31 protein-coding genes and 1 pseudogene are annotated in these 23,345 nt (G+C 54.8%); 23 read left to right on the top strand and 9 right to left on the bottom strand.

Translation table 11 applies throughout. The features are described 5' to 3' along the window. Positions 1-9 precede the first annotated feature (9 nt). From A7J50_RS29505 to A7J50_RS32035, 21 genes and pseudogenes are all read left to right on the top strand, one after another. A complete protein-coding gene (locus A7J50_RS29505) occupies positions 10-609 on the top strand; it encodes a GNAT family N-acetyltransferase (RefSeq protein WP_064455061.1) in 600 nt (199 codons plus the stop codon). A 27-nt stretch (positions 610-636) separates the two neighbouring features. Next, entirely contained in the window at positions 637-1,065 is a 429-nt protein-coding gene (locus tag A7J50_RS29500; RefSeq protein WP_064455060.1) for a hypothetical protein, read from the top strand. Positions 1,066-1,311: 246 nt separating this feature from the next. Continuing rightward, positions 1,312-3,252 carry an AAA family ATPase gene (locus tag A7J50_RS29495; RefSeq protein WP_064455059.1) on the top strand — a complete coding sequence of 647 codons (1,941 nt, stop codon included), beginning with the start codon at positions 1,312-1,314 and terminating at the stop codon, positions 3,250-3,252. A 120-nt stretch (positions 3,253-3,372) separates the two neighbouring features. Then, entirely contained in the window at positions 3,373-3,906 is a 534-nt protein-coding gene (locus A7J50_RS29490) for a hypothetical protein (RefSeq protein ID WP_064455058.1), read from the top strand. 37 nt (positions 3,907-3,943) lie between these two features. After that, positions 3,944-4,117, top strand: coding sequence for a hypothetical protein (locus tag A7J50_RS31720; RefSeq protein ID WP_167353745.1), 174 nt, complete (start codon positions 3,944-3,946; stop codon positions 4,115-4,117). 205 nt (positions 4,118-4,322) lie between these two features. Further along, positions 4,323-4,751 carry a LexA family protein gene (locus A7J50_RS29485; protein WP_038445802.1) on the top strand — a complete coding sequence of 143 codons (429 nt, stop codon included), beginning with the start codon at positions 4,323-4,325 and terminating at the stop codon, positions 4,749-4,751. Continuing rightward, positions 4,741-6,039 (top strand): annotated as a pseudogene (umuC, locus tag A7J50_RS29480) (translesion error-prone DNA polymerase V subunit UmuC). Before A7J50_RS29485 ends, umuC begins: the two are co-directional and overlap by 11 nt. A gap of 28 nt (positions 6,040-6,067) precedes the next feature. After that, on the top strand, positions 6,068-6,703 hold the full coding sequence (locus A7J50_RS29475) for an SOS response-associated peptidase (protein WP_064455057.1): 636 nt from the start codon (positions 6,068-6,070) through the stop codon (positions 6,701-6,703). Positions 6,704-6,756: 53 nt separating this feature from the next. Then, positions 6,757-6,954 (top strand): hypothetical protein, encoded by a 198-nt coding sequence (locus A7J50_RS29470; protein ID WP_064455056.1) that lies wholly within the window; start codon positions 6,757-6,759, stop codon positions 6,952-6,954. A gap of 107 nt (positions 6,955-7,061) precedes the next feature. Beyond that, a complete protein-coding gene (locus A7J50_RS29465; RefSeq protein ID WP_064455055.1) occupies positions 7,062-7,724 on the top strand; it encodes a tyrosine-type recombinase/integrase in 663 nt (220 codons plus the stop codon). Between the two features lie 87 nt (positions 7,725-7,811). Beyond that, entirely contained in the window at positions 7,812-8,066 is a 255-nt protein-coding gene (locus tag A7J50_RS29460) for an AbrB/MazE/SpoVT family DNA-binding domain-containing protein (protein WP_064455054.1), read from the top strand. Beyond that, a complete protein-coding gene (locus tag A7J50_RS29455) occupies positions 8,063-8,410 on the top strand; it encodes a type II toxin-antitoxin system ChpB family toxin (RefSeq protein WP_064455053.1) in 348 nt (115 codons plus the stop codon). Before A7J50_RS29460 ends, A7J50_RS29455 begins: the two co-directional genes overlap by 4 nt. 15 nt (positions 8,411-8,425) lie before the next feature. Beyond that, positions 8,426-8,734: a hypothetical protein gene (locus tag A7J50_RS29450; protein ID WP_064455052.1), complete on the top strand. Its 309-nt coding sequence runs from the start codon at positions 8,426-8,428 to the stop codon at positions 8,732-8,734. Positions 8,735-8,852: 118 nt separating this feature from the next. Next, positions 8,853-9,266, top strand: a complete 414-nt coding sequence (locus A7J50_RS29445; RefSeq protein WP_064455051.1) for a hypothetical protein — start codon at positions 8,853-8,855, stop codon at positions 9,264-9,266. A gap of 93 nt (positions 9,267-9,359) precedes the next feature. Beyond that, positions 9,360-9,869 carry a hypothetical protein gene (locus tag A7J50_RS29440; RefSeq protein WP_064455050.1) on the top strand — a complete coding sequence of 170 codons (510 nt, stop codon included), beginning with the start codon at positions 9,360-9,362 and terminating at the stop codon, positions 9,867-9,869. Between the two features lie 10 nt (positions 9,870-9,879). Beyond that, positions 9,880-10,338: a hypothetical protein gene (locus A7J50_RS29435; protein ID WP_064455049.1), complete on the top strand. Its 459-nt coding sequence runs from the start codon at positions 9,880-9,882 to the stop codon at positions 10,336-10,338. 772 nt (positions 10,339-11,110) lie between these two features. Then, the gene (locus A7J50_RS29425) at positions 11,111-11,989 is read left to right on the top strand and encodes a tetratricopeptide repeat protein (RefSeq protein WP_064455047.1); all 879 of its coding nucleotides are present in this window, start codon (positions 11,111-11,113) and stop codon (positions 11,987-11,989) included. A gap of 240 nt (positions 11,990-12,229) precedes the next feature. Continuing rightward, positions 12,230-12,523, top strand: a complete 294-nt coding sequence (locus tag A7J50_RS29420) for a DUF5440 family protein (RefSeq protein WP_064455046.1) — start codon at positions 12,230-12,232, stop codon at positions 12,521-12,523. A 17-nt stretch (positions 12,524-12,540) separates the two neighbouring features. Further along, entirely contained in the window at positions 12,541-12,843 is a 303-nt protein-coding gene (locus A7J50_RS29415) for a hypothetical protein (RefSeq protein WP_064455045.1), read from the top strand. 311 nt (positions 12,844-13,154) lie between these two features. Next, positions 13,155-13,487, top strand: a complete 333-nt coding sequence (locus A7J50_RS29410) for a type II toxin-antitoxin system HigB family toxin (protein WP_064455044.1) — start codon at positions 13,155-13,157, stop codon at positions 13,485-13,487. Further along, positions 13,484-14,185, top strand: coding sequence for a helix-turn-helix domain-containing protein (locus A7J50_RS32035; RefSeq protein WP_237140932.1), 702 nt, complete (start codon positions 13,484-13,486; stop codon positions 14,183-14,185). Before A7J50_RS29410 ends, A7J50_RS32035 begins: the two co-directional genes overlap by 4 nt. Before the next feature lie 369 nt (positions 14,186-14,554). Here the strand turns inward: A7J50_RS32035 and A7J50_RS29400 are convergent, their stop codons facing one another. The 3 genes from A7J50_RS29400 to A7J50_RS29390 all read right to left on the bottom strand — a co-directional run bounded on the left by A7J50_RS29400 (position 14,555) and on the right by A7J50_RS29390 (position 17,036). Continuing rightward, complete coding sequence (locus A7J50_RS29400) at positions 14,555-15,025, bottom strand: hypothetical protein (protein ID WP_064455043.1); 471 nt, start codon at positions 15,023-15,025, stop codon at positions 14,555-14,557. Between the two features lie 124 nt (positions 15,026-15,149). Next, a complete protein-coding gene (locus A7J50_RS29395) occupies positions 15,150-16,268 on the bottom strand; it encodes a phosphoadenosine phosphosulfate reductase family protein (RefSeq protein ID WP_064455042.1) in 1,119 nt (372 codons plus the stop codon). Between the two features lie 303 nt (positions 16,269-16,571). After that, positions 16,572-17,036 carry a hypothetical protein gene (locus A7J50_RS29390; protein WP_064455041.1) on the bottom strand — a complete coding sequence of 155 codons (465 nt, stop codon included), beginning with the start codon at positions 17,034-17,036 and terminating at the stop codon, positions 16,572-16,574. Between the two features lie 102 nt (positions 17,037-17,138). Here A7J50_RS29390 and A7J50_RS29385 point away from each other — a divergent pair, with 102 nt between their 5' ends. Further along, positions 17,139-17,465: a helix-turn-helix transcriptional regulator gene (locus A7J50_RS29385; protein ID WP_335711417.1), complete on the top strand. Its 327-nt coding sequence runs from the start codon at positions 17,139-17,141 to the stop codon at positions 17,463-17,465. Position 17,466: 1 nt separating this feature from the next. Here the strand turns inward: A7J50_RS29385 and A7J50_RS29380 are convergent, their stop codons facing one another. The 6 genes from A7J50_RS29380 to A7J50_RS29355 all read right to left on the bottom strand — a co-directional run bounded on the left by A7J50_RS29380 (position 17,467) and on the right by A7J50_RS29355 (position 22,858). Beyond that, the gene (locus A7J50_RS29380) at positions 17,467-18,240 is read right to left on the bottom strand and encodes a PRTRC system ThiF family protein (protein WP_064455040.1); all 774 of its coding nucleotides are present in this window, start codon (positions 18,238-18,240) and stop codon (positions 17,467-17,469) included. Further along, on the bottom strand, positions 18,240-18,941 hold the full coding sequence (locus A7J50_RS29375) for a PRTRC system protein B (RefSeq protein WP_064455039.1): 702 nt from the start codon (positions 18,939-18,941) through the stop codon (positions 18,240-18,242). Before A7J50_RS29375 ends, A7J50_RS29380 begins: the two co-directional genes overlap by 1 nt. Further along, on the bottom strand, positions 18,931-20,298 hold the full coding sequence (locus A7J50_RS29370) for a hypothetical protein (RefSeq protein WP_064455038.1): 1,368 nt from the start codon (positions 20,296-20,298) through the stop codon (positions 18,931-18,933). Before A7J50_RS29370 ends, A7J50_RS29375 begins: the two co-directional genes overlap by 11 nt. A 102-nt stretch (positions 20,299-20,400) precedes the next feature. Beyond that, on the bottom strand, positions 20,401-20,613 hold the full coding sequence (locus A7J50_RS29365) for a PRTRC system protein C (RefSeq protein ID WP_064455037.1): 213 nt from the start codon (positions 20,611-20,613) through the stop codon (positions 20,401-20,403). Positions 20,614-20,624: 11 nt separating this feature from the next. Then, positions 20,625-21,083, bottom strand: coding sequence for a hypothetical protein (locus A7J50_RS29360; RefSeq protein WP_064455036.1), 459 nt, complete (start codon positions 21,081-21,083; stop codon positions 20,625-20,627). Positions 21,084-21,097: 14 nt separating this feature from the next. After that, on the bottom strand, positions 21,098-22,858 hold the full coding sequence (locus A7J50_RS29355; RefSeq protein WP_082896014.1) for a PRTRC system ParB family protein: 1,761 nt from the start codon (positions 22,856-22,858) through the stop codon (positions 21,098-21,100). A gap of 179 nt (positions 22,859-23,037) precedes the next feature. On the opposite strand from A7J50_RS29355, the gene A7J50_RS29350 reads away from it, so the two are divergent. Beyond that, positions 23,038-23,316, top strand: coding sequence for a hypothetical protein (locus tag A7J50_RS29350; protein ID WP_156526329.1), 279 nt, complete (start codon positions 23,038-23,040; stop codon positions 23,314-23,316). Positions 23,317-23,345: the final 29 nt, after the last annotated feature.

Here is a 23,345-nt window from a genome sequence, read left to right as displayed (position 1 = left end):
ATTCAAAGTATGCTATCCGTTCCTGCCAGCAATCACCTCTTTGGCATCTATCAATGGGCTCTGCCTATTGAGATCGGGTCATATATGTCGCGCATTGGCAAAGTGGCGAGCGAGCCTGTGGAGCTGTTGCTTGCGATTGATGACACTGCAGGGCAAGAGGTTGTAGGTTTTCTGCTTTACTCACCCGTGCCTACCCATCGCGACGCGTGCGGGGTTAACTATATGGCAGTCAAACAGAACCGTCGCAGAAAGGGAGTCGGTAGCGAACTCATCAGGAGGCTGGTCGTTCAGTACCCACATGCTGAACTTACATGCGCAGTCAAGAAAGTGCCTTTCTACGAATCATTAGGGTTTCAGGTACTGGATGCTCACAATACACAGGTGGTGATGAACACACGTTCAGCCAGCACCACGGGTCTAATGGCGGTCCTCGACGTGAGCGCTCTCTACGAGTCAAGCGATGCAAAAGCAATTCACAGTCGGCTGGTACAGCGCTGGGGCCTAAAGGCCATGATGCAAGCGGAGAAGCAGCTTGAACGCCACGTTGGTCAGCTGGCGAGGCAGGCCAATGCGTTTGTAGGCCAACGATTAGCGCTCAAGTCAGATTGATCCAGGAGTTGTCGCCCAGAGGAAAAAATGAGTAATGAAACCGTAAACCGCCTTCAGTTCACTAGCGAATTTCACGCTGCACTGAACGCCGAGAAAACGACATTTGATGCGCTTGAGGCTCATTGGGAGAGTAATCCTGTTAAGTGGAAATTCTGGCGACGACCGCCTCCTGAGTGGAAGCAAACCGAGTCGCAGTTGTATGAAGCCTATAAACAAGCGTGCTTGAACTTGAGGCAACGAAAGGACGCACAAACGCCGGGCCAAAGGCACGAGCGCTACAACGCACTAAAGTTTGGTGGGATTTTCGCTTTGATTTTCTTCGTGGGGATTATCAGCCTTGGAGCAATCAATGTTTTCAACGATGACCAAGAAAGCTTGATGGCATCCGTCATCGCTTTGATGGCGTGCGTTGGTGCTGTGGGTGCCATCATGTGCGCTTTTATCTTTGCTGAATGACCGTACCGGCCGTAGCAAGGTAGGTAGCCCGGCGCAGCCCGAGTAAACCTGAACGTCTGTATCTGGACTGCCTTCGGTGGCCGACTGACGAGATTCCCCAGGGCGCCAGGTGCTACAAGCTCAACTGGTACCGGCGGTGAGATGGTGTGACGTTTGGCCGGCCTGGCATACACTGGGTAGCTAAGCCCCGCCGCTGGCGCTACTGCTGGTGGCGATCGTAGACGTGCACCCCATCGAGAGAAATGCGTGACCAAGCCGGTTCTCTACATCCCACTGCTGGGTTCACAGGCTGATAGCTTGGTTGATTCGAGCAGTTCTGCTCGTGTCCTGTTGAGGCAGTGGGACGTGCCCCAAGTGGCTTCGGTGGCTGTCATTCAAAATTTACCGAGTTTGGACGGCAAGCCCAAATGCGAAATGCTCGTTGAGAAGGGCCTTGCCGAGCTGATATCGATAGGAACTGAACTGAGCCGCACCCATCCACCAGGGACGTTTTCTGGCCTAATCGCAGGCCGATTTCAGCGTGGGTTGTTTGAGAGAGGGCTGGCGCTCATGCCGCGGCTACAGCTACGTTTTCTTGATGAAGATGCGCTGAGCGCGGCGCAGTTCCTAATTGGGGGGCAATGGGACTTTGATTTCTGCGCTGTGCACTCACGAAAGCTCAATCCACTCAAACATCCCTTTGAGACCCAATCGGGGGAAAACTTTTCTCTGTCAAATCAGCAGAGCCGGACATTTCGTGTTATCCACGCAGCACCCGATGAGAGCATCCATATTCAGGGCCTGGCTGGTACAGGCAAAACACACATAATCAAACGTTTGGTGGATTCGCTTTCGTCATGCCGGCCACTCGTGCTGGCGTTCACGGCGGTGCAGCTCCAAACCCTGATGCAACGTATAGGTGCTGCGAACGTTCGAGGCATGACGTTCGGAGATCTCGCAAGCTATGTGCTTGAGCGAAGCTTTGACTACCAGAAGCCGGGCAAGCGAGCATTAGCTCGACACCAGGTTACCCCGGACGATATCGCCTCAAGGCTAGGTTTCGGGCCAGTCAGTTGGCTCAGCCCGGGGCGGGTAGCGAGCACCTGCGCGAATATGGTGGCCACCTTTTGCAACAGCGTCGATCCAACGGTGACAGAACAGCACGTCCCGAAGGGATTTGTGCTCAATGCGGTAGATAGCGCAGTGCTGATTGAGTATGCCCAGCGTTTGTGGGATCAGACCATTAGACCAACTGATCCGCGGCTTCAGCTCCCTCTTCGCGGTTATCACCGAATAAAACAGATGGCAATGCTGGATGAGGCAGTAGTAGGCCAGGACTTTACTCACATCATCGTCGACGAAGCGCATGATCTGAGCTGGCCGCTTGCTGCGTTTCTTGATGGATGTGAGCAACCAGTCATCACCTTAGGTGATGCATGCCAGCGGCTGGATGGGCGCTTTCATAAACGCGCTGGCACGCTCCGTAGGCACGAGATCACGCACTCTATTCGAGCTGGTCGCCAAATCGAGGGCGTATTAAATCCCCTGATCGAAAAGCATCCTGTGCTGGAGTTGGCCTCGATCGAAGGCAATACCGGTGTCGACACCAAAGTTGTCTACTACGACAAACCAGAGGTCCCTCGGGGGGCCGTTACCATTTTGGTTGATTCTGACTGGGGATTATTCGAGTGGTTTCAGCGCCTGGCGAGTGCTGGCGCGAACTTCAGCTTACTACCTGGAGCCGTCAACACCTTCCGTCGATTCATTCTTGATTGCATCGGACTGTTCCATGACCAAGTACGCCCAACCCATAGTGCCCTGTTCAAATACACAAGCTGGGATGACCTCAGGGCAGATATGGCCGGCAAAAATAGTAGTTTTCAGCGGATCGACCGGATGCTGGGTAAGGGCTACAGCTCATCCGAGTTTGAGGCGTCGTTATTCAACCTCGACGCGACTGGCGCTGCCCCGTTGAAGCTCGGGCGAGTCATTGACGCCCGCAACTCCGAGATTGACGCGGTAATGCTTGCACCAGATTTGCTCAGTCAGATAGGAGCGGGTGACCGAAATGCAACGAGTAGGGCTTTTGCAGCCCTTTACACGGGGGGATCGAGAGCGCGGCACAAACTCATCGTTCCTGGTTATCTCCGGGACTGGGCTTCTGATATGTCCACCGCAGCAAAGGCACAGCCACTGTCTTCCCCGTAATACCTACCGGCAATACAGTTCGAGTGGATGTTTTCCGACCGGTTTCCGTCCTGAAATCGGCCTTGCGTTCGAAGGGTGAATGAAATAATCGCTCAAAACCCGCGATTAATAGGCCCTCAAATGAACGAAATCTCGAAAGCCTTGCTGGCGATGTCAATAGCACCACTGCCTTTGGTTGCATCGCTCGTCCCCTGGACCGCTGGTGAACCGATTGGTTACGGGACTTGGCTCTTTGCTGGCGCGATCACCCTAGGCGGCGTGGTGGGGGCATGGTTGCTGGAACGGTCGTGGCGAAAACTGGTAGCAAAACGCATCGTCATCGACATCAAGCCCAACCAGGTGATCGTTGACGGGGTGATTCTCAACTGCGAATTTTCCTCACTCATTCGGCTTTTCCAGAGCCGCGTGGCCTTGGCCGAGATGCTTGGAATCATCGTGAATGAAGCGATGTTCAAGCAGGGGCAAAGCGTCGCCCTTCGTAAGTCTGCTCACATCAGGATCTGGCCTGGGAGCCTGCAGGTATCGGACTTCGAATTGGAGTCTCTGTCTGCAGCGATCGCGGCAGAGTTCATCTCCCCGGTGTTCGAAGTCATAGGCAGGCCGTTCGAGCTTCCGAATCGCTGTATGCCATTTACCGCGCCAGCCAATCTTTAAAAAAAATTCCTCCGAAACCTGATTGCGGACTCGAACCATGGCCATCGACGAAAAAATTCAAGCAGTTCTCAACAACCCTGCAACCAGTGACTGGCTGAAAAGCTGTTTGGAGAAAGCGCTGCTCCGCGATTGTGTGGATGCGGCCAATGACGCCGAACTACTGCATGATCTGTTGGCAGTCCGCTGTGATGATGTATTACGGGCGCTCTGACTGTAACTGTTTGTTGGACCGAATTTATCCTGAGCCAAAGTCAAAGAAAGCATACCCCGCCTTGAAGGAGGGCAGGTCTTCAAAGCCCTCCACGCATCCTGGTGGGGTAGCTCGAACGATAGTGCATCCGGTCGGCGAAGATTGACGGAACGTTGAGTACGCAGTTAACTGTTTATCCATACAGTTATTTCTTCAGGCCAGGTTTATGAGCGTGACCCTTCTTGGTCCCATTGCGAGCGGCGGTAAATCTCTACCGCTCTATTCGTGTCAGGTATCTGCTGGCTTTCCGTCGCCGGCAGCGGACCATCTTGAAAAGCTGATATCTCTGGACGAGCTGTTTGATATCCGGGCACCGCATGTGTACTTGGCCAAGATCTTGGGCGACAGCATGCAAGGTGCCGGCATTTTCAGCGGTGACCTGGTGATCGTTGATCGAAGTAAAACGGCGCGACACGGCGATATCGTCATTGCTGCGCTCAATACCGAGTGCGTGTGCAAACGTCTGCACAAGCGAGATGGCCAAGTAGTGTTGATGGCCGAAAACCCCAAGTTTCCGCCCAGGTATGTGATGGAGGGCGACGAGCTCGTGATATGGGGTGTGGTCAACTACAGCGTTCGTGATCATGAGCGTTAATACTGCCGTCGATCCAGCCTTACCGATTTTTGCACTGGCGGACTGCAACAGCTTCTACGCCAGCTGTGAGCGTGTATTTCGGCCGGATCTGGCCAGCACCCCGATCGTCGTGCTGAGCAACAACGATGGCTGCGTTATTGCACGCAGCTACGATGCCAAGCCCTTCGTTAAAATGGGCGCACCCTATTTCCAGATCAAGGACACCTTGCGCCGGCACGGCATTGTGGCTTTCAGCAGCAATTACGCGTTGTACGGTCAGTTGTCCGAAAGAGTCATGACCTTAATAGAATCAATGGTTTGCGACTCGGAAATTTATAGTATCGATGAAATATTTTGTACGTTGACCGGCATGCCCGGTGACCTCACCGAATTCGGCCGAAAGATTCGTTCCAAAGTCCTAAAACACACTGGAATACCGGTTGGCGTGGGCATTGCCCACACCAAAACGCTGGCCAAGCTGGCCAATCACACAGCAAAACGTCTGCAGGCGCAAACCGGCGGCGTCGTGGATCTGTGCGATCCGTTCAAGCGCGATTGGGTGTTGCGCAACACCGCCGTGGAAGAAGTATGGGGCATTGGTCGACGCATGACGGCGCACATGCACGCCTTAGGTATTCACACGGCGATGGACTTGGCCAAGGCCGATCCTGTGTTGCTCGGCCGCAAATTCAGCGTGGTGCTAGAGAAAACCGTACGCGAGCTGGCCGGCACGTCGTGCCTGGCCCTGGAAGATGCAACGCCGGCTAAGCAGGAGATCTGCTGCAGCAGGATGTTTGGCGTGCGCCTGGAAACCATCGAGCCGATCAAAGAGGCGGTGGCCACCTACGCGCAGCGCGCGTCGGAAAAGCTCAGGGCCCAGCATTCGCTGTGCAAGAAGATCCGCGTCAGCATTCGAACCGGCATGTTTAACCCCGACGAGGCGCGTTACGCTAACGGCCTGCTGGTAGAGCTGACTTACCCCACCAATGACGTGCGTTTGATCACCAAGGCCGCTACCCAGGCGGTTGAACGCCTGTTCCGGCCCGGGTTCCGATAAAGCAAGGCCGAGGTGTTGCTGATGGATCTGCGTCAACCAGGTGAATTTACCGACGATCTGTTTGCGCACACTCAGCCGGCAGCGGCCGACAAGGTGATGAGCGTCCTGGACGAAATCTACAACCGGTGGGGACGCGGCACGCTGCGCGCCGCCGCTGTGCCGGCGGCGCCGGCCTGGGCCATGCGTCGGGAGTTGATGAGCCCAAGTTACACCACGAGACTGGACCAGTTGTGGACGGTCAACGCCAATTGAGGCGTCAGGATCCTAAAGGAGTTTGACCATGTGCAGCCATTACGAAGCGCCGTCGGCGCAGCGGGTCGCAGACACATTCGGCGTCGATCTGTACGAGCAGGGCAAGTTGGATCTGTACCCAGGCTATACCGGGCCATTCATTCGCCGTGCGGAGCACGTCGACGACGAATCGCCGGCGCCGGTGGAGGTGCTGCCAGGTGCGTTTGGGTTGATCCCGACTTGGAGCAAGGACACCAAAATCGTGCGCAGCACCTACAATTGCCGATCTGAGACGGCCAGTCAAAAACCGTCGTTCCGCACCGCTTGGCGAAAGGCGCAGCACTGCATTATCCCAGCCGCAGCCATCTATGAGCCTGACTGGCGATCAGGAAAGGCGGTCGCCACGCGCATTACGCGGGCAGACGGTGAGATAATCGGCATTGCCGGTCTCTGGGAGCAGTGGCGCGATCCCGGTACCGGGGTGACTGTTCACAGCTTCACCATGCTGACCCTCAATGCGGATGATCACCCGGTCATGCGCCACTACCACAAGCCCCAGGATGAAAAGCGCATGGTGGTGATCCTTCCTCGGGGGCTGTATGGCGATTGGTTGAATGCCGGCGCCGACGACAGCATGGCGTTTATGCGTCAGTACCCGGCCGACCGCCTGGCTGTCGCCATGTAATCCAGGACAGCGGCTACGTCCTGGCTTGAGCCAATGAAAACGAGAGTGATTGAATGACCAAAGATGAACTCAGAAAACAGCTGCAGGAGCAGTTTGAGCAGCACCTGCAGGTGAATCCTGAAGCGGTGACGCATTACGCGGCAGTGCCGGAACCGGAAACCAAACCGTGGAAAAAGAAACCGAGTTTGCTCGATCAGGCATTTGCCCAGGACCTGGCCGAGATTGAGAAGGAACTGCAGGGAAAAGTCTAATTTTCCTAGAACATGCCGAAAACATTGGTGTTAGGCTTCGCTGGAGGCCTACCACCAACTCTCTCAGGATCGACCTCGATCCGCGTTTAATCCTGACAGAGAGCCCTATGACCGATATTCGCCGCGCAACATCTCTTCGCCCTGGTCAATTCAAACACCTCATTCGCGTTGCAGCAGTTACCGGGCGAAATCCTGAGCGTGACGTGATGCTGCTATGGGTAACGCACACGACTGGCATTCGTGTCACCGAACTTGCCCAGGTCGAAGTCTCAGACGTGCTTTACCCAAGCGGAGCGGTGCGACCAGAGGTGTATCTGTCGTCGTCCATCACGAAGGGCTGTCGCGCCCGGAACATTTACCTCACGCACCCTAAATGCCTTCAATCCCTTGAGCGCTGGTTTGAGGTACGTATGGCTCGCCGTTGGGGTTACACCGGCGCCGATGAGTATCGAGGCATGCGTCCAGGTTCGAAGCTTGTTCTGAGCCACAAAGGGCAAGCCTTCGAACTTGCGTTCAAATATCGTCAGTTGGATAGCGGGCCAGAGGTATACAGGGCGTGTGATTCGCTACAACAGGCTATTAGCAGGCTTTACCGGCAGGCGGGGATAAAGCAGGGTTCATCGCACAGCGGGCGCCGCTCGCTTGCAGCGAAGGTGCTGGCCGCGACCGGCGATGTAGAAACAGTGCAGATGATTCTAGGCCACGCCGATCTTGACCATAGCAAGCCTTACCTCACGGTAGATCAGGCAACTATACGGCGAGCTTTTTAAGCTGCATTGTAGATACTATGTTTATACATATATGCTTGCCACTTACTATTTCCGTATCTACAATGAGACTACTTTTAGGAGGTGATTATGGACGTCAAAGTTCAACAGTGGGGCAATAGCGCGGCGATACGCCTGCCGGCAACCGTGCTCAAGATGATGAATCTGGTCAGCGGCGATGTACTGAAACTCGATGTGTCCGCCGAGGTAATGACTCTCAAGCCTGCGAAAGCCAAGCCGCATTATGCGCTGGCCGAGCTGATGGCGCAGTGCGATTTGACCGCCCCGGAGCCTGCCGAGATGGCCGATTGGGATGCCATGCCAGCCGTAGGGCGTGAAGCGTGAGGCGTGCAAAATTCAACCGTGGCGACATTGTGCGTCTGAATCTGAACCCCACCGCTGGCCGTGAGCAGCAAGGCGATTTTCGTCCGGCGTTGGTCATTTCGCCTTCGGCCTTTAACGTCTCGGGCTTGGTCCTGATTGCGCCCATCACTCAAGGCGGTGACTTTGCCCGTTACGCCGGTTTTGCCGTGCCACTGAGCGGTTCAGGCACCGAGACGCAAGGCGTGGTGCTGTGCAATCAAATCCGCACCGTTGACCTTGAAGCTCGAAGCGGTAAGCGCGTGGAGTCGGTCCCCGAGGTGGTGATGGACGACGTACTGGCTCGCATTCAAGTACTGATTGAGTAGCAGGGGAGAAATACGATGATTGAGATTCAAATGGTCGACGGTCAAAGCTGCCCGATCCTGTTTTGTGATGTATGCAACGAGCGCATTCAAGACGCTAGCAAAGCAGCTGTTGTCTTTGACAATTTTCGTCCAGATGGTGAGCGTTTGAAAGCCCTTCACGTCCATAAGGGCAGCATTGACGGCAAGGCTTGTCACCACGAAGCAGAACTTATTATCCAGGCTGACGGAGGTACACCCTGTTGGCAGGAGTGGAAGCGCTACATCTGTGACCTCGCGCATAACGTCGCATTCCCCGCCTCCGCAATGGCTGCTTACGATAAGTAAGTTGGAGCTTCAACCGTTCAAGGAAAACGCCCAAGTACACCCAAGCCCCGCCGTCGAACGTGGGGCCAAGTGCGTAGAAGCGACGTGGTTTTGCGTTCGCAGGATGAGGCTTTTCTCAATGTGGGTACTTGAACCGGCTAAATTCGCTGTGAAGTCCGAAGATTGGCTATTGGAAGGCTACATGGACTCACAAAAAGCCCGTATGGAGTTTGCCTTGGCTAACGCTTCAGCGGTTCCAAATGAGTCAGCTCTTTCGGGCGCTGTCGGTTACGTCTCTGAACAGTCGGGGATTCAGCTGTCCACTGATGAGTTGAGCAATATCCTTTCACTGTACCCGCTGCAACGGGGAAAGCTGGCTTCTTACGGCTGGGGTGATACCGAGGTACGGGAGCTTATTTTGGATGCGGTCGCTAACTACATAGCAAATACACGTTGGCCCGTTGGCAAAGACGATGTGGACATTCAAGCCTTCATCGAGAGGCTGAAAGCAGCTGCTCGGTTCATGGGCTACACAACCAGTGCGAAGTCCTAGGAATTCGCCCAGGTACTCCCAAGCCCAGCAATGCCGGGCCGAGGCAGTAGGAGCAGGGCCACTTTCGGCCCTCATGATCGAGCAGGAAAAAACATGGATCGCGCAAAGCCAGATTATCAAGAGGTGTTCTCCCGTGTACTTCAATCGGCTGACTGGGAAGAGCGGGCCACAACCATGTTTGCCGGTGCCCAGGATCAATTGCCGGTGTTCGGTCAATACGTGCGGACTGGCCCAGGCCCTGCACCACTGGTAAATCTGATCGGCTACGTTGTGCAGATCCGCAGCCGCCAAGGCATTTTCGGGTCTGATATTTACCTGCTGCGGCACTGCAACGGTGAACTGGTGCAGCACGCCAATAACATGTACCTGCCGCTGACCCCTGAAGAAATTGAGGCGGTGTTGCCGTGCTTTGGCAATGTGACGCCCAGCGCCGAAGGTGAAAATCCGGTCTACGGTCTTGGCGACCCAAGCACCCGCACAGCCGGGTTTCTGATCGATCCACCCGAAGGGTTTGAATTGCGCGGTGGCGAGGGGGCACGGATGCGGATGACCACCATCGGCGCCGATGGAAGCAAGACCCTCACTGACACCGTGTTTATGTAGGAATTCGATTATGACAACGATCAGGATGGAGCTTGAAAAGGTGGCCCTAGCATGCCGGGTCGGGCTCATGAGCCTAGTTGATGCCAAGGGTTCAACCTTCAACGGATTTCCTTCAGGCGCATGCGGTGTCGCTTCTGACATCGTAGGTCGCGTCGTTTGGGAAACGCTCCAATATGAGGGTGAGTACGTTTGCGGCATTCGCCACCCAAAGCTGAGAAAAGGTGCAACCCACGCATGGTTTGAGGTGGGAGATTTCATCATCGACGTCACATACGACCAGTTTCAGGCTACCGGGCTAGTCGACTGGGTTTTCGACCGTAGCGATGGCTGGCATGCGCAGTTTCGATCCGTGGACCGGCGTCAGGGGTTTTGCGCGCCCTCCCAGTGGACTGCGTATCCCTCGGATGGTTACAGGGCTTGCCGCGAAGAGGCCAAGAAAGCAGGCCTGATCTTCAGCCGGATTGAGTAGGAAAAAAGAAATGGATTACGAGTCTCTGCCTAGCTCTTGGGTGATAGAGGAAGCACGTACTTTTTTGAGGGCTTCTCTGCTGCTTGAACAGAGTGCTTCTAATGGTGAAGTAGCTCTGTATTGGCCAGCAGCGATGACCTCAGCTCTCGCGTCGGAACTGTACCTTAAGTCATTTCTCGTAGAGGCAGACCCTCGTTCTCCGAGGACTGAGGACGAGCCTGAAGGGCACCTCCGATTGGCTATCGGATTGCCTGGGAACAGGCATGATCTGTTTGAACTCTACAAAGCCATTCCGGTGGATTTGGCCAACCAATTGCGTGCAACCTCGGATCGGTTGTCCCCTGGTTTTCCGCTAGAGAATTGGATCATGTTGTGTTCGAAGTTGTTTGTCGGCACTCGATACCCTTATGAAGCAAATTCCACCCAAGCCATAGATACTGATGTGCTGAAGCTCGCGCCGCACCTAGATCGCGTGTTATGCGAGCTTCTTGCCTCGGTCGAGGTCCAGAGCAGCAAGATTAAATAGCACGGAAAAATCGACCGCTTTACCCCGAGCTCTAGCCGTCACAAAGCCGCAGGCGCAAAACCTCGGTGTCGCTCTCATCGATATGCACAACCAGCCTCCGCTGCGCTGCTCAACATCTCGAACCTTGATGCGACGACGAAACAGCGGTGAAAACTATAATCGACTTCTTTTTGCCCGATATGTGCAGAATGATCGGGAACTGATCACGACTCCGCCGTGGTACCCACCTTTACAAGGACGTTGCTTATGACAAGCTATCCACGCTGGTTGCTCTATGTGACTCTCGGCTTCACTTCCCTGACCGCGCATGCGGTTCAAGCCGACGACGCACTGCCTTTCACGGTCGAGGCTGCCGATGGCTATGAGCAGGAAATTGCGCTGACCAAAAAGGCCGAGGAAGGCGATATTTCCGCAGCTTTTAATCTGGGCTACACCTATTACATCCGACAGGATTATCCCGGCGCCATACGCTGGTATGGCATGGCTGCGGAGCTGGGCAACGACCGCGCGGCCTTCGAGATCGCGATCATTTACCGTGATGGCCTGTTAGGCGAACCCGACCATAAGAAAATGATTAAGTATCTGAGGCTCGCCACCAAGCACGGTCTGGATCTGGCGAAAATGGAGCTTGCCGCCAGCTATTTAAAGGGAACCGGCGTCAAGCAGGACGTGAAAAGCGCCATGTACTTTTACGAAATGGCGGCCGAAAATGGCAATGCTGAAGCCCAGTTCGCTTTAAGCAAGCTCTATTGGAGCGCCGACCGAGGCGTCGAGGACTCCTTCGCCTTGGCTGGTGGGCAACTCGATGAATGGGACGCGCGCTACAGCAGCGACGATCGCAAAGCCGGATATTGGCTATGCCAGTCGGCCCAACATAACTATGCCCCCGCACAGTACGCGCTGAGCTACGCGTACGGATTTGGGCAAGGGGATATCCCCTTGGATCAAAAGCAGCGACAGCTCTGGTTGCGCAAAGCCGCGGCCAATGGATCGGAAGAGGCACAGAAACAGATCGCGTATTCCAGCGTTGCCTGGTACACCGCCGCCGAGCGCTGGGTCAAGGAGTTGTTCGAGACCACGCCTGAGCCGACGTGTCCGAATGATGCGGGGGTGTTGAAGGGCTGATTAGGCGGTCTTGCCACGGCTGGCTGGTTTTATGGGATGCCTGCCAGGGGCTTGTTTGCCTTCATCGCCTTTGTCGTGATGTTTCCTTTGGTGGGAACCATCCGGTTCAACTGGAAGGGCTGGAAAACCAGCTCTACCAACAAGCCACTCAGTTGACGGAAAACGCTGCGCACAACCGGCCCGAAAGGGCCTTTGTCGGTATCAGGATGCGGGTTTCGCGTCCAACAAAGGAACGAGCCAATGAGTGATAAAACCGATCAGTTGCCGCAGCTCCCGCAGGGTTTGCGAACTGAGCTTCACGTGGTCAGCAATAAAGGCATGACCGGCAACAAAACGTGGGTTCTGCGCGACTTGAAGACCGATGAACTGTACGAGCTTATGCCCAGCACCATTGAGGGCTGGGACATCCCCGAGGGCCAGCTCGACGGCCCCGGCATCATCGTAACGATGGTGCCCGATTGCGTAACGCTGCAACTCAGTAACGGTCAGCTTTATCGCGACCTGCCTCCGCCTGATGCACTGCGTTTGAAGTAACGGGAAAACATTGAGTAATGATCAAACAATCTCTTGAGCTGACCCGCACTGAGGCCAACGGGCCGACATACCGCCCTCACTTAGAGCTGCTCGATAGGGTTTCTGGCGAGAGCTTTGAAGCCATAAAGGCGAAGTGTGAGGTTGATGGTTGGTTGATCCATTCCTGGTCGGTATCCGAGCAGCTCCCCTACGACGAGGGTTATGCCGCTGCTGCGGCCGGCAACGACAGCGATACCAACCCCTACGCTGAACATTTCTGGAAGCACAACGAATGGTGGCGGGGGTGGGACAGCCACCGGGAATCCTCTGATTTTACGTAATCACCAGGTGGGGCCTGCTGATACCTTTGTCAGGAGGCCCCGGCCTGACTCACTCCGGATCGAGCACGATTCCCGTGCAATCTTGACATCGATACCGTACGCCACTCCCTCGGCGCCAGTCCCTTCTCCCTAGACAATTCAAGCACCTGATCCGCGTTGCTTCAGTCACTGGCCGAATGCTTAGCGTGCGATTTTGCCCGTTATTTCTACCGGTCCCCTTAACGCCGGGTCTAAAGCTGAGCGTTGATCAAAATAAGAGTTGTCAAAATACACAACTGGAGTATTCTTGATCCTAAATGTTAGGAAAGTCCATGGACGTATTGCTCAAGCAGCGGTTTCAAGATGCCGAGAAACGCTACCCGAATGATCAGAGCGGGCTTCGAAGATGTCTCAGATTGCTTACGGAGGCAGAGCCAAAAAGCTACGCGGATCTGGAAAAAATATTCGGTCACACCATCGATCTGTTCAAGTATCGCGCTGATGACTGTTGGGTAGTAATTGATATTGGTGGGAACAATCTGAGGCTGATTGCAGGCGTTAACTACGTTAGGCAAAAGCTTTATGTGAAGCACATTTACACCCATGCTGACTACGACAAGGCTACAGAGTGGTATGCCAGCAACAAACGAGGAATCAAACCATGATCACTGTTCTTGAGAATTCGCAGACCGTGCGCGCTGCGCTCGTAGATCTCCAAATGCTTCTCGAGCAGCTGAGCGGTCAGTTCGTCAACGGAATTAATGACGCTGCGGACTACGCACGCGCTTCGGTGCTGCTTGATGAGTTGACTGACGGGCATGACCTCAACAAGTATGAGGAGCAGATTCTGGTCGAGCTCGAGGACGCTATTCTCGCTTACGAGCGGGACGGTGAGCAGTTCAAGGCCTTCAACGAATCTTTCACAGCCACAACTTCTCCAGTACAGCTGCTCAAAGACTTGATAGAAACTCAGCAGCTCACAGGTTCGGATTTGCCAGAAATTGGCGACAAGGCAGCTGTATCTAAGGTGCTCAACGGCAGACTTGCGATCAGCCACAGAATGGCTTTCGCTCTGGCTGAAAGATTTAGTATGGACCCGAAAGCATTCGCCCCTACATCTGCTAAGTCTAATGTAGACACCGCCTTAGCTACGTCTAGATTGAATACCCCGCTACCTGCCAGTCGTCCTGGTCTCAAATTGCACTCGGGCAATGTGCAGGTAAAGCCTTCAGTGCCTGCTAAGCCAGCAAAGCCGTCAGCCCGACCAGCGCCTGCCGGTAACTGGCAGTTAAATCGGCAAGATGATGAGCATAGGCTAGTGGCGCGTGCACCTAAACCAAGCGATCGTGGTCCTAAGCCTTAAATCCTCAGCGAGGAAGAAAACAACCCATGGTCGAAGCCCAGTGCTTAAACATTAAGAGGTATAAGCTCGCTAATCTCCACTCCGAGCCCCATCCTGTTTAACGAGCGTCAAAGTAGTTAGGTAAGCCCACGCCCCGGCCCTCAAAAGCCGGGCCAGGTGCGTACAAAGGCGCTAATTTTGCATCCGCTAAGGGAGAATTGTGATGCTGGATTGCTACCCGCAAGTCAGGATCACTGGGCCGGATGGGTTGCCCATTGATCCCAAAGGCGATCCCGATTTAAAGCAGGCGCTAAGCATAGAAATTGCGCTAGCTTTGGATGGCCGAATTTTCGCCATGCTGACCCCCTCTGAACTTGAACTGTTCAAGTTCTACCGCGACCAGGGCCGCAAGTACGGTGTAGTCGCAACCATCGTCAGCGCTGCAGATCCGGCCGAATTGGCCAAGGCCAAAACCCAAGCGCACAAGGACGAGGTTACCTTCGACTCGACGCCGGCAGCCTTAGCGTAGGCCTGCATTTGCTGCATCTGGCTCTGGTTGTAGCAGTGGATCACCGGGTTTTCCATTCGGGTGTCGGAGTGCATGACGTTCAAGGTTGGCACCGCGAAACCTTCGGTGGCCAGCTCGCGGATTGCAGTGAACGCGATGTTCAGCGTAACGCTTGAGTCTTTGCCGCCACTCCACGCCAAAACAGGCTGCTTGTCGGCCCGCACGACGCGCTTCACAGCGTCGACCGCCCCGGCAATCTTCTCGGCCAAGGTCTTTTCAGGCCCGCGAACAACATTGACTGGCATCTCTTGGACGCCAGCGGAAGAGAACAGATCGACATCGAATTGCTGCATGACAAGCTCCGTGCTTGAATCCTGCTCCTCATTGGAGCTGGTGGATTCAAGGTACGGCCGAGATCGAAAATCCCAACGGCATGAGGATGGCCGAAAAATCAGGAGGAGGCCCTGGAGCAGGGGTCTAAACGGAGCCGCACCCCTCGGTAACAAATGCACCCGCTGGCAACTGCCAAGTTTTACCCTCCGGCGTGAATATCGGCAGCACGTACTCGCGCTGTCGAGCCTGGCCAAGTGCTTCTAGATCTGCGATATCGAAGGCCTCCGCGGTTACTGAGAGGTCCACCACGTTGATTTTCTGCCGGCTGATAGTGCAGCCGAACTCATCCTCGTAACCTGCTATGGGAGTGATGCGTTCAGGGAAATATTTTTTGATGGTGGCCCATATTTTTGGTGAGTTGTAAATGCAGGTCATGCAGCTTGAACGTCCCCAGCCCAAGCGGTATGGGACTGGGGCCTCTACGCGGTGGTGAGCTAGTAGATCCCACACCTGTTGTTCGCTGTAGTGCAGCACAGGTCGCCAAGCATCTACGTGACGGCCCAGGCGCCCCTTGCGATGGTCGACGGCGTGAGGCTCCAGCTGGTTGTACTTGCTGCGGTTGCTCGACTCAGAACGGCGCTCGCCGGTAACAAACAGCGTCTTGCTACCGAGGAAACGCTCCTGGTTGGTGATTGCCCGGCGGCCCACGTCGATCTTGGCAGCAGAGCTACACCAGCGTGTCGCCAGGTTGGCGCTTTGTTGAGGAAAGCGCCGGCGGGTCGCAGGTGATGTTCGTGAAATATCCCGATCCAAACAGATAATACCGCCTGGGGTTTCGACCATATGGGGCCTGGAATAAGCGTTCATCTTGAGCATTTCCCCCTCGATACCGCCCTGTAACCACGAGAAATAGAGTGGGAGATTGAAGGCCTCTGCGAACTTCTCGATGAAACTGTCATTGAAGGCCCAGTCCATGAGCGTGCTGCCCTCTGCACCATCCACGCGGTGGTGCCAGAGTTCAACACGTCGCAGATCCACACCCTGTTCAATTAACGCCAGTAGGCAAGCAATGCTGTCCTTGCCAGACACGCAAACAATAACGTGGTTGTAGCTGTCCAGATCCACTGAAGGAGCATCGAAATATGTTCCTTCGGCCAGTACCTTAGGCTCCTGCTCGAACCCCTGCAGACTGAGCTGCTGACCCAGTACCGGAATTACTACCTGGTCATCGAACTGGTGAGCGCTGGAGAATAATCGGTTCATGGGCTGTCCTCAGAGCACCTACCTGGTGCATACAGAGTCAGCCTACGAAGGCGCAGGGAAATCCCAAGAAATGGGCGGAGGAGGGTTAGCAGTTTGAGTATGTCGGGTGAAGTTATGAAGGAGATTAGCGATCGACATCCAGTGGAATCGCTCCTCCTGGATGGGATCGCTCTTGTTTGATTTAGGCTGGCGCTGAATTCAGCGCAATTTTTAGCTAAGCGAGTCTCGGTGCAACGTCGAAAGCTGAGCCACAACCCACTGCCAGTATCCAAGCTCGGTCTGGTTATTGCGCGCAGCTTGAAGCTACTGATAATTGCTCAAGAAAGGGTGATCGCTGCCCCGTAGCGTATATTTCCCCTTCAGTTCTGCCGGGGTGAGTTCAAGGTCGGGAAAGTAGGTTTTCGGCAGATGCGTGGGCACCAAAGCGAAGTCGGTAATGGCTCTTTCAATCGAAATGGATGCTTCCTGCCCGGTTTCATCACAGCGGAGAGTCCTGATGTCGCCCTCACGGCCAACAACTCTCCATGCATATCCAGGTGGAGTAAAAGGCGCGGGGTCATTCGATGTGCCAATTTTTTCTTCACTGTAAACAACAAACTCCAGTGGGAAAAATATCTCCGCAATCAAGCGATCAAGCTGATCCAGCGTCCGGTAATGGATGCCGGAGCCCTCAGCCTCGATCAGTCCCCGCAGGGTAGTTCTCGATGCGTTCAGCTCCTGATAAAGCTCTGCCAAGTGCTTAGGTACGGAGGGGTCAACGTGAGTCATAATTGGTAATCCTAACCATGGGAGTGTGAACAGAAAACCGCTCCGCTGGCCCTCTGGGCAAAGCGTAATTTATGAGGCGGGTATTCTTAAACGTGGTTTTAATTGTTCCTGCCGATAACGCTTCTGTCTTTGGAGAAGCGACCACCAACACGCGGGCGACCGGCAGGAACATCAAGCTTTGACCCTCGGGTAGCAGGAGCTTTCGGTAACGTTGTGCGCGAAGAACGCCTAAAATCGGGCCTAGCTCAGGAGAAACTTGCTCTCCTGGCTGGGGTTGAGCGTGCGCACCTGGGAAAAATTGAGCGTGGAGAAAGTCTCCCCACGCTTCCCCTGATCTTGAGATTGTCCAAAGCGCTCGAAGTGAAAGCCGCTGACCTGATATCGCAGATGGAGCAGCAACTGGATCAATGCGAAGGCGGTGGCAGTTGACTTAGGCGCATTGCGGAACAGAAGGGAACGGAAACGCGTTTTGGCATCCGGACGCCAGATCAACAGTGATCCAGTGCTTGTCGGTCTCACCCGTCCGTAGCAACTCCCACACAATACTCATACCGGCGGTTGTAACTGCCCGGTTGACCAAGCAGTCCTGCGAGCGAATGGATTCTGCTACCGAGCAGGACTTTTTCGTGTCTTCTTCGAGTGTTCCGATTTCAGGGTAAGCATCCATTACGTTTGGGTAGATGCTTCGTTTGTCTACGTGTGCAGCTCCGAATACAACCTGCCCATGGCGTGCCTCGTTTCCGAGGTCAAGCCACATGCAATTTCGAGATAGGAGAGGGCTGCTGGCAATTGCACGGCGTGCAGAGGAAAGGTCAACGGCGGAAATGATCAAGTCGGCATAGCGGATCACCTCTTTGCTCTCAAGACTAGGGAACCGGAAGGGCAAGGCCTCCCAAGTAGTACCCAGCATGAGGTTGTAGCGATTCACCAAACTGATTGACTTGTATTGGCCCAAATCGCACGGCCAGAAACGCTGACGCACGAGGTTAGGCTCGCGCACGATGGCATCGTCAATGACGGTGACATCCAAGCCTTTTGGGTGGCCTAGGGAGCGAAGCGCATGATGGAAGCTGGCCAGCGCATCAACTACCTCGCTGCCATTGCCGCCCGCTCCTATAACCACAATGCGGGGTGCGCGTTCAACCCACGACGCTGGCGTCCTGTAGATTGGTGACTGTCGAACTGTGATCGGATGAACGCTCATTACTCACCCCCTTTGATAGCCTGCGCAAGCGACAGCGGGCCACGGTAAGAACCAGCAGAAACCAATTTCGAAGCTGGAAATCGCTTCGATCCTTTTTCGTTCAGTGCTCGATAGAACTCCTTCAATCCCTCAAAGGAGCGGCAGCCCGCCACCGGCTCAATCGTGCCGCTGTGGGTGTTTTCGCTCTCAAGCACGAAGTTCTCCCATGCCGGAATGTTTTCACGTCGAACATCGCGGGGAACGTTGCCGCTGCCGGTGCAGAATGTCCCACCTTGATACACGTTCCCCAGCGGGGCATAGAAAAGTTCTGTGTCCGGTGTCGGGCGCTGATTACCTTTGAACGCAAAGCAACGGAAAGATTGATTTGCCGCTGCGATGAAGATTAGCCCCGGCAACGGGGCGCGGATGCGCTCATCACGGAAGGGAATATCGTGAAGGTCGGGGCGGCGGTACCAGGTCAACACTGTGCGTGAGCTGAAAAGATAACTTTCTGGAAGAAATTCTGCCCCCGAATCTTCATTCAACAGCAAAGCAGCCAGTTCTGTTTTGTCGTAGGGGCTAAAGGCCCTGCCAGCGCCAAGCGTAAAACCGGCCTTACCATCTTCTAGCGGGATGACGCTATGACTTGTGACGGAAACCACGCCAGTCTGACTGTGGTGGTGTATCAGCATGGCCTTACTCGAAACATTTTCACTCAGCATTACAGCATTCCTCTAAAGCGTCGGCGATTCGCTGCAACAGACCCAAGGTCAGAGATAGCGCATCTAGAACTGGTAGGGTGACGGATCGCAGTTGCTCAGGGTTCAGCGGTAATCCGATGGCTGGGAAGCCAGAGCCGCCGACGATGCCATCAAATCCGTCATTGCTACTCTGCTCCAGATTTGGGAAATCCCTAGTGAGGCGAACCAGAATGCTCTCGAAAAGGGTTACGCCATCACTGGCTGTGCCTGGGAAATCAGAGGGGTGGAACCCCTTGAGTGATTCACTTGCATCCTGCTCCAGGCAATGATGCAAGGCTTCAAGCAACACTTGCACGAGCGTGCGGTGCTCGTCATCGCGCTCACTGATTTGCCGTGCCTGCTCGTATAGCTCCAAAATTTCAGTCCTATCTCCCTGACTGAGGGCGGCTCCTGCTAACTGTTTCAACTCGTCCATCTCGTAGACGGAATCGATTAACGTGTTTACAGCATCCTCATCTTGGCCGTTGCAGTAGAAATATTCAGCGATGTATTCCTCATGCTCGACCGAATCGTCCAACAAGAACGCGCAAAGCTCCTCTCTGGTGTGTGTGGCCAAACGCGGGGCCAGTTCCTCGAAAGTCTCTGAAAGCCCATGATTGAAGTAGCTAAACTGCCCCAAAAAGGTCATTGGCGTGTGGAACGGCAGTAGGTGGCGTGTCATCGCGTCGAGTGTCTTGAAAAGAAGCACTCGGAGTTCCAAGCTTGCTGGCGCTTGGACTGTGAATGTAGCGAAGCAGCATGAATCCAGAATGAAATGACCATCCTGAATTCCGAAGGAGAACGCGTCCTCGACGTCGGCGGGCAGCTTGACCCGGCTGATCAAGGAACGCTCCAGCTCCACCATTATCCTGCCAGCCCCGTCAGGGCCAGCTTCAATATGAGGGACCAGCGCATCTAGGCCGACTAACCCCGCGTCTATCGCGGCTATGGCATAGGACGCTGTTTCAACTGGATCGACGTAGGGAGTATTCAGCCGATTTAGAAGGCTGGCGCGTTGTGGAAAAAGCCCTTCATCGCTGATGAGAAATGATGCGCCAAGGCTCCTTACGACCTCTCCAGTAAGCCGATGCAACCCATAGTTGTTTGGGTACTGACGAAGCCACTCAATGGCGCTAGCCCCAATCAGACCAGCTTGCAGCGCCTCCCGGCACAGCATGCTATGACCTCGGTGATCAACCACCTCAGCACCGTCATAGTTAAAGAGGTGAGCATGCGCATCACGCATTGCAGACGCGACACTTGGCAGGCTGAAAGGCGTCAGCGAGGCAGTTGGAAGTCGATAGTGCCGGGGTTGGCGGGGGAGGAGAGCAACTTCCATAGCCTTTGTCTCTGCTGGTGGTCTAAACAATCGGGTTCTGTACCGGGTGGGAGGTGGCGATTCAATTCGCCACGCTCCCACGCTTTTAGGACTGCAAGCGGGTCAACCTTTAGCGCCAAATCCGCCGTCTCGGAACTCATAGACATAGCTGTCATTCTCCACAATGGGGTCGATAATTTTCGCTCCGTTGAGCTTTGGGAACTGACGAGCAAAGTGTTTCAGCACGTCAGTCACAGGCATGTCAGGCTGCGGATCGGCGTGGTCGCGTCCGGCGTAGCGGAAAACGCGGGCGAGAGAAATTTCAATAAGTGCCATGAGTCCAACTCCTAGAAAGAGCCTGCGAGGTTCAAATTAGGCTCGTCTGAGTCGCTGGATGCACCCGAACTACCGCCTACCTGTGCATCGGTTCCAGTTGGTTCGGTGTCAAGGTCACTCGGTTCAGCATCCTCTTTAGCTGGCGCGGCTGTTACCGACTGTACGGTCGCGCCAATCGAGCGAATTTGCTCCAGCAGACTCATACCCTCATTCAGAGCCTGGACTTGCTGTGTGAGGCGCTTCATCAGCGCCTCCTCGATTTCTAAAGCACTCCCTACCAAGATCAGCGGGCGGCAAATGGCGGCGCGAAGCTGCACTTCGGGTTCCGATGCCTTTTCAGGAGTGGGCCCGAGGTCAGCGGTAATCATCACCTTCAAAGTGTCGGCGGACGCGTTTTCGATTGCGGCATGGACGCGGTGTTGAGTGCCCGCCAATGCAGCGGCCATAACGGAAAAAAACGTAGATTGCATGATGATGTTCCCTGTCAGGCTTGGGTCGATTCGGATTGCTGAGGAGCGGGGTTTTTCCCGCCCTGTACCGATAGTTCTAACGCAGTCGGCAAATAACCCAACCAGTTGAACTCTTTGAAGGCCAACACTGCGTCCATCAGAGCGCTTGCCTTGCCAGTGGTCAGCCCCTCAAACGCCTTTTCGCCCTTCACCTCGTTGTAGGCAGTGGCAAAGCCTGAACGCTTGCAATCTTCGATGATGCCCGCCTTAACCTGAGCCTTGAGGTAGGTCTGGTTCATCGTGAAACCTTTGGTCGGATCGAGTTGGGCGTACTCCATGAATTTGAGCGACTGCGCACCCGAAACAGACTTCTCAAATGCGTCTGCGCTATCAGTGCGAAATAGCGAGGCGGCAGCCATGCTTCCCATAAACGTGAGGAGTTTTTCCTCTCCGAGCTGCGCAAGCCGAATCTCGGCATCGGCGCGGGCCGTTGGCATCAGGGAGCTTGTGACGCCCATGGCCTTCTCCATCGGTGCGCGCACCTCGCTCTTGAGGTCGCTGCGCATCTCGAAGTACATGCTGACGATGGCTACTGCCAACGCTAGCGAGCGGTCATTGAGGACGGCTTGCTTGCTCATGCGTGCGTAGAGGTCGAAGGCTACACGGCGTATCGACTTCTTCACCTGGGTGGGCTTAGCGCTTGCGGCCTTCGGCTTGGCCGGTTTACCTCCGGCAGTGGTCCCGAGAACTGTGGCTGGTGCTGTATTCGATAAGGAGGTTAGGGCGATTTTGTACGCGGCGGTTTTCTCCTTGTGGCAAGGCTTGTTGAAGCACATGCCACCTATCACATCGCCCTCGCGCCCCCTCGACACCATGACCACTGCGCCGAAGCTTGCACAGGTAGCGCATGCCGCTGCCTGTTGCTCTCCTACACCATCCTCACCGCGTGCGACGAGCTTAACGTATGAGTCCTTGGCGAGATTCAGCTCGCTGTGAACCACCGCATGCTCCTCTTGCGCCTCAATCAAACGAACTGAAATTAGCTGCTCGGTTTTCCGGTTCCAGCAGACCGAGTTCTGGCAGCGAGACGCCCCAAGGCTTGCCTCGAACAAATCAGCATTCGCGCCCGAGTTGTGGATGCAACTGCGGCATTCCGTGGTGTCAAAGCGTGCAGTCGAAACATCCCGCGTCAGCTCTAACAGGCGTGCTCTGGTCTGCTCGACTGAGTAGTTCTTCTCAATGATCTTCAACAGAATGCCCGCTTGATCGGAGGCGGGGAGACGGCAAAGCAATTCAGCATGCCCAATCTTGATTTGCTCCTCCAGCAAGGCATCGGCCACCTCATCACAGGCATGGGCCAGCAGTAGGCGGCTGTCGAGCTTGGTTCTAGACCAATCCAAGGCCTTCATAACCTCCGAATGGTCGTTGGCCATGTCCTCCAACAAAATTACGGCATGCTGAGCTTCTTCGATTGGCGTCAGGTCTGCTCGTATTTGGTTCTCCAAGGCTGCGATCAAACGCGCCTCCTGATCGCTCATGGGACGGATCAGGGCGGGAACCTCGATCAAGCTCGCGTCGTGGGCCGCCATCCAGCGCTGGTTGCCTGCGACCACCTCATGGTCGTAGTTCGGGTCATCACTGACTGGCCTGACCAGAATCGGCTGGATGATGCCCTTGGCACTGATCGAACGCACCAGTTGCTCATAAGCGGACTTCTTACGGCCTTTACGGGGGTCGATTTTCGGGTTCCGGCGGATGCGGCCGAGGTGGAGGATTTGGGCTATTTGCTGATTCACTTGGCTAAACTCCGTGTTTGCAATGAGTTCAGCTTCCCTCATTCACGGTTAATCCCAAGCGCTAAGGGGTGTCGTTAAATTCGGGCGCAAATCTTGGCTGAAAGCAGGAACCGACTTCGGGGGTACGAGATATATTTTTTGCTTCAAAAGTAGGGGGAGCAGACGGCTGCTCAAATTGAATGAAAAATTCCGCTCTCGTTCTTGCACTCATCGTTGCCCCAGTTTCATATACTTTCGCTGATCCTTCGGTATCACATGCTGTCATGGCCATGTCCGACCTCAAGATTAAAGTGGTCGTTTTCATCGGCTGCATGTTGATCGGTGCGCTTTTCGGGGCGTTGCTGGTTAGGTGCATGAGCAAGAAAAATCCAATGCTCCGCGACCTCACCTTCTTGTTTTCAGTTTTGACTGGCTGCTTGATTGGGATGCTTTTTTTCCTTGGGAGAGTGCCGATGTGATGAGGAGTCTGTTGTGAGTGGATCGGCAC

Origin of the sequence: Pseudomonas antarctica (genome assembly GCF_001647715.1) — a bacterium.
GTDB classification, from domain to species: Bacteria; Pseudomonadota; Gammaproteobacteria; order Pseudomonadales; family Pseudomonadaceae; genus Aquipseudomonas; species Aquipseudomonas antarctica_A.
This window is presented reverse-complemented; position numbering and strand designations above follow the sequence as displayed.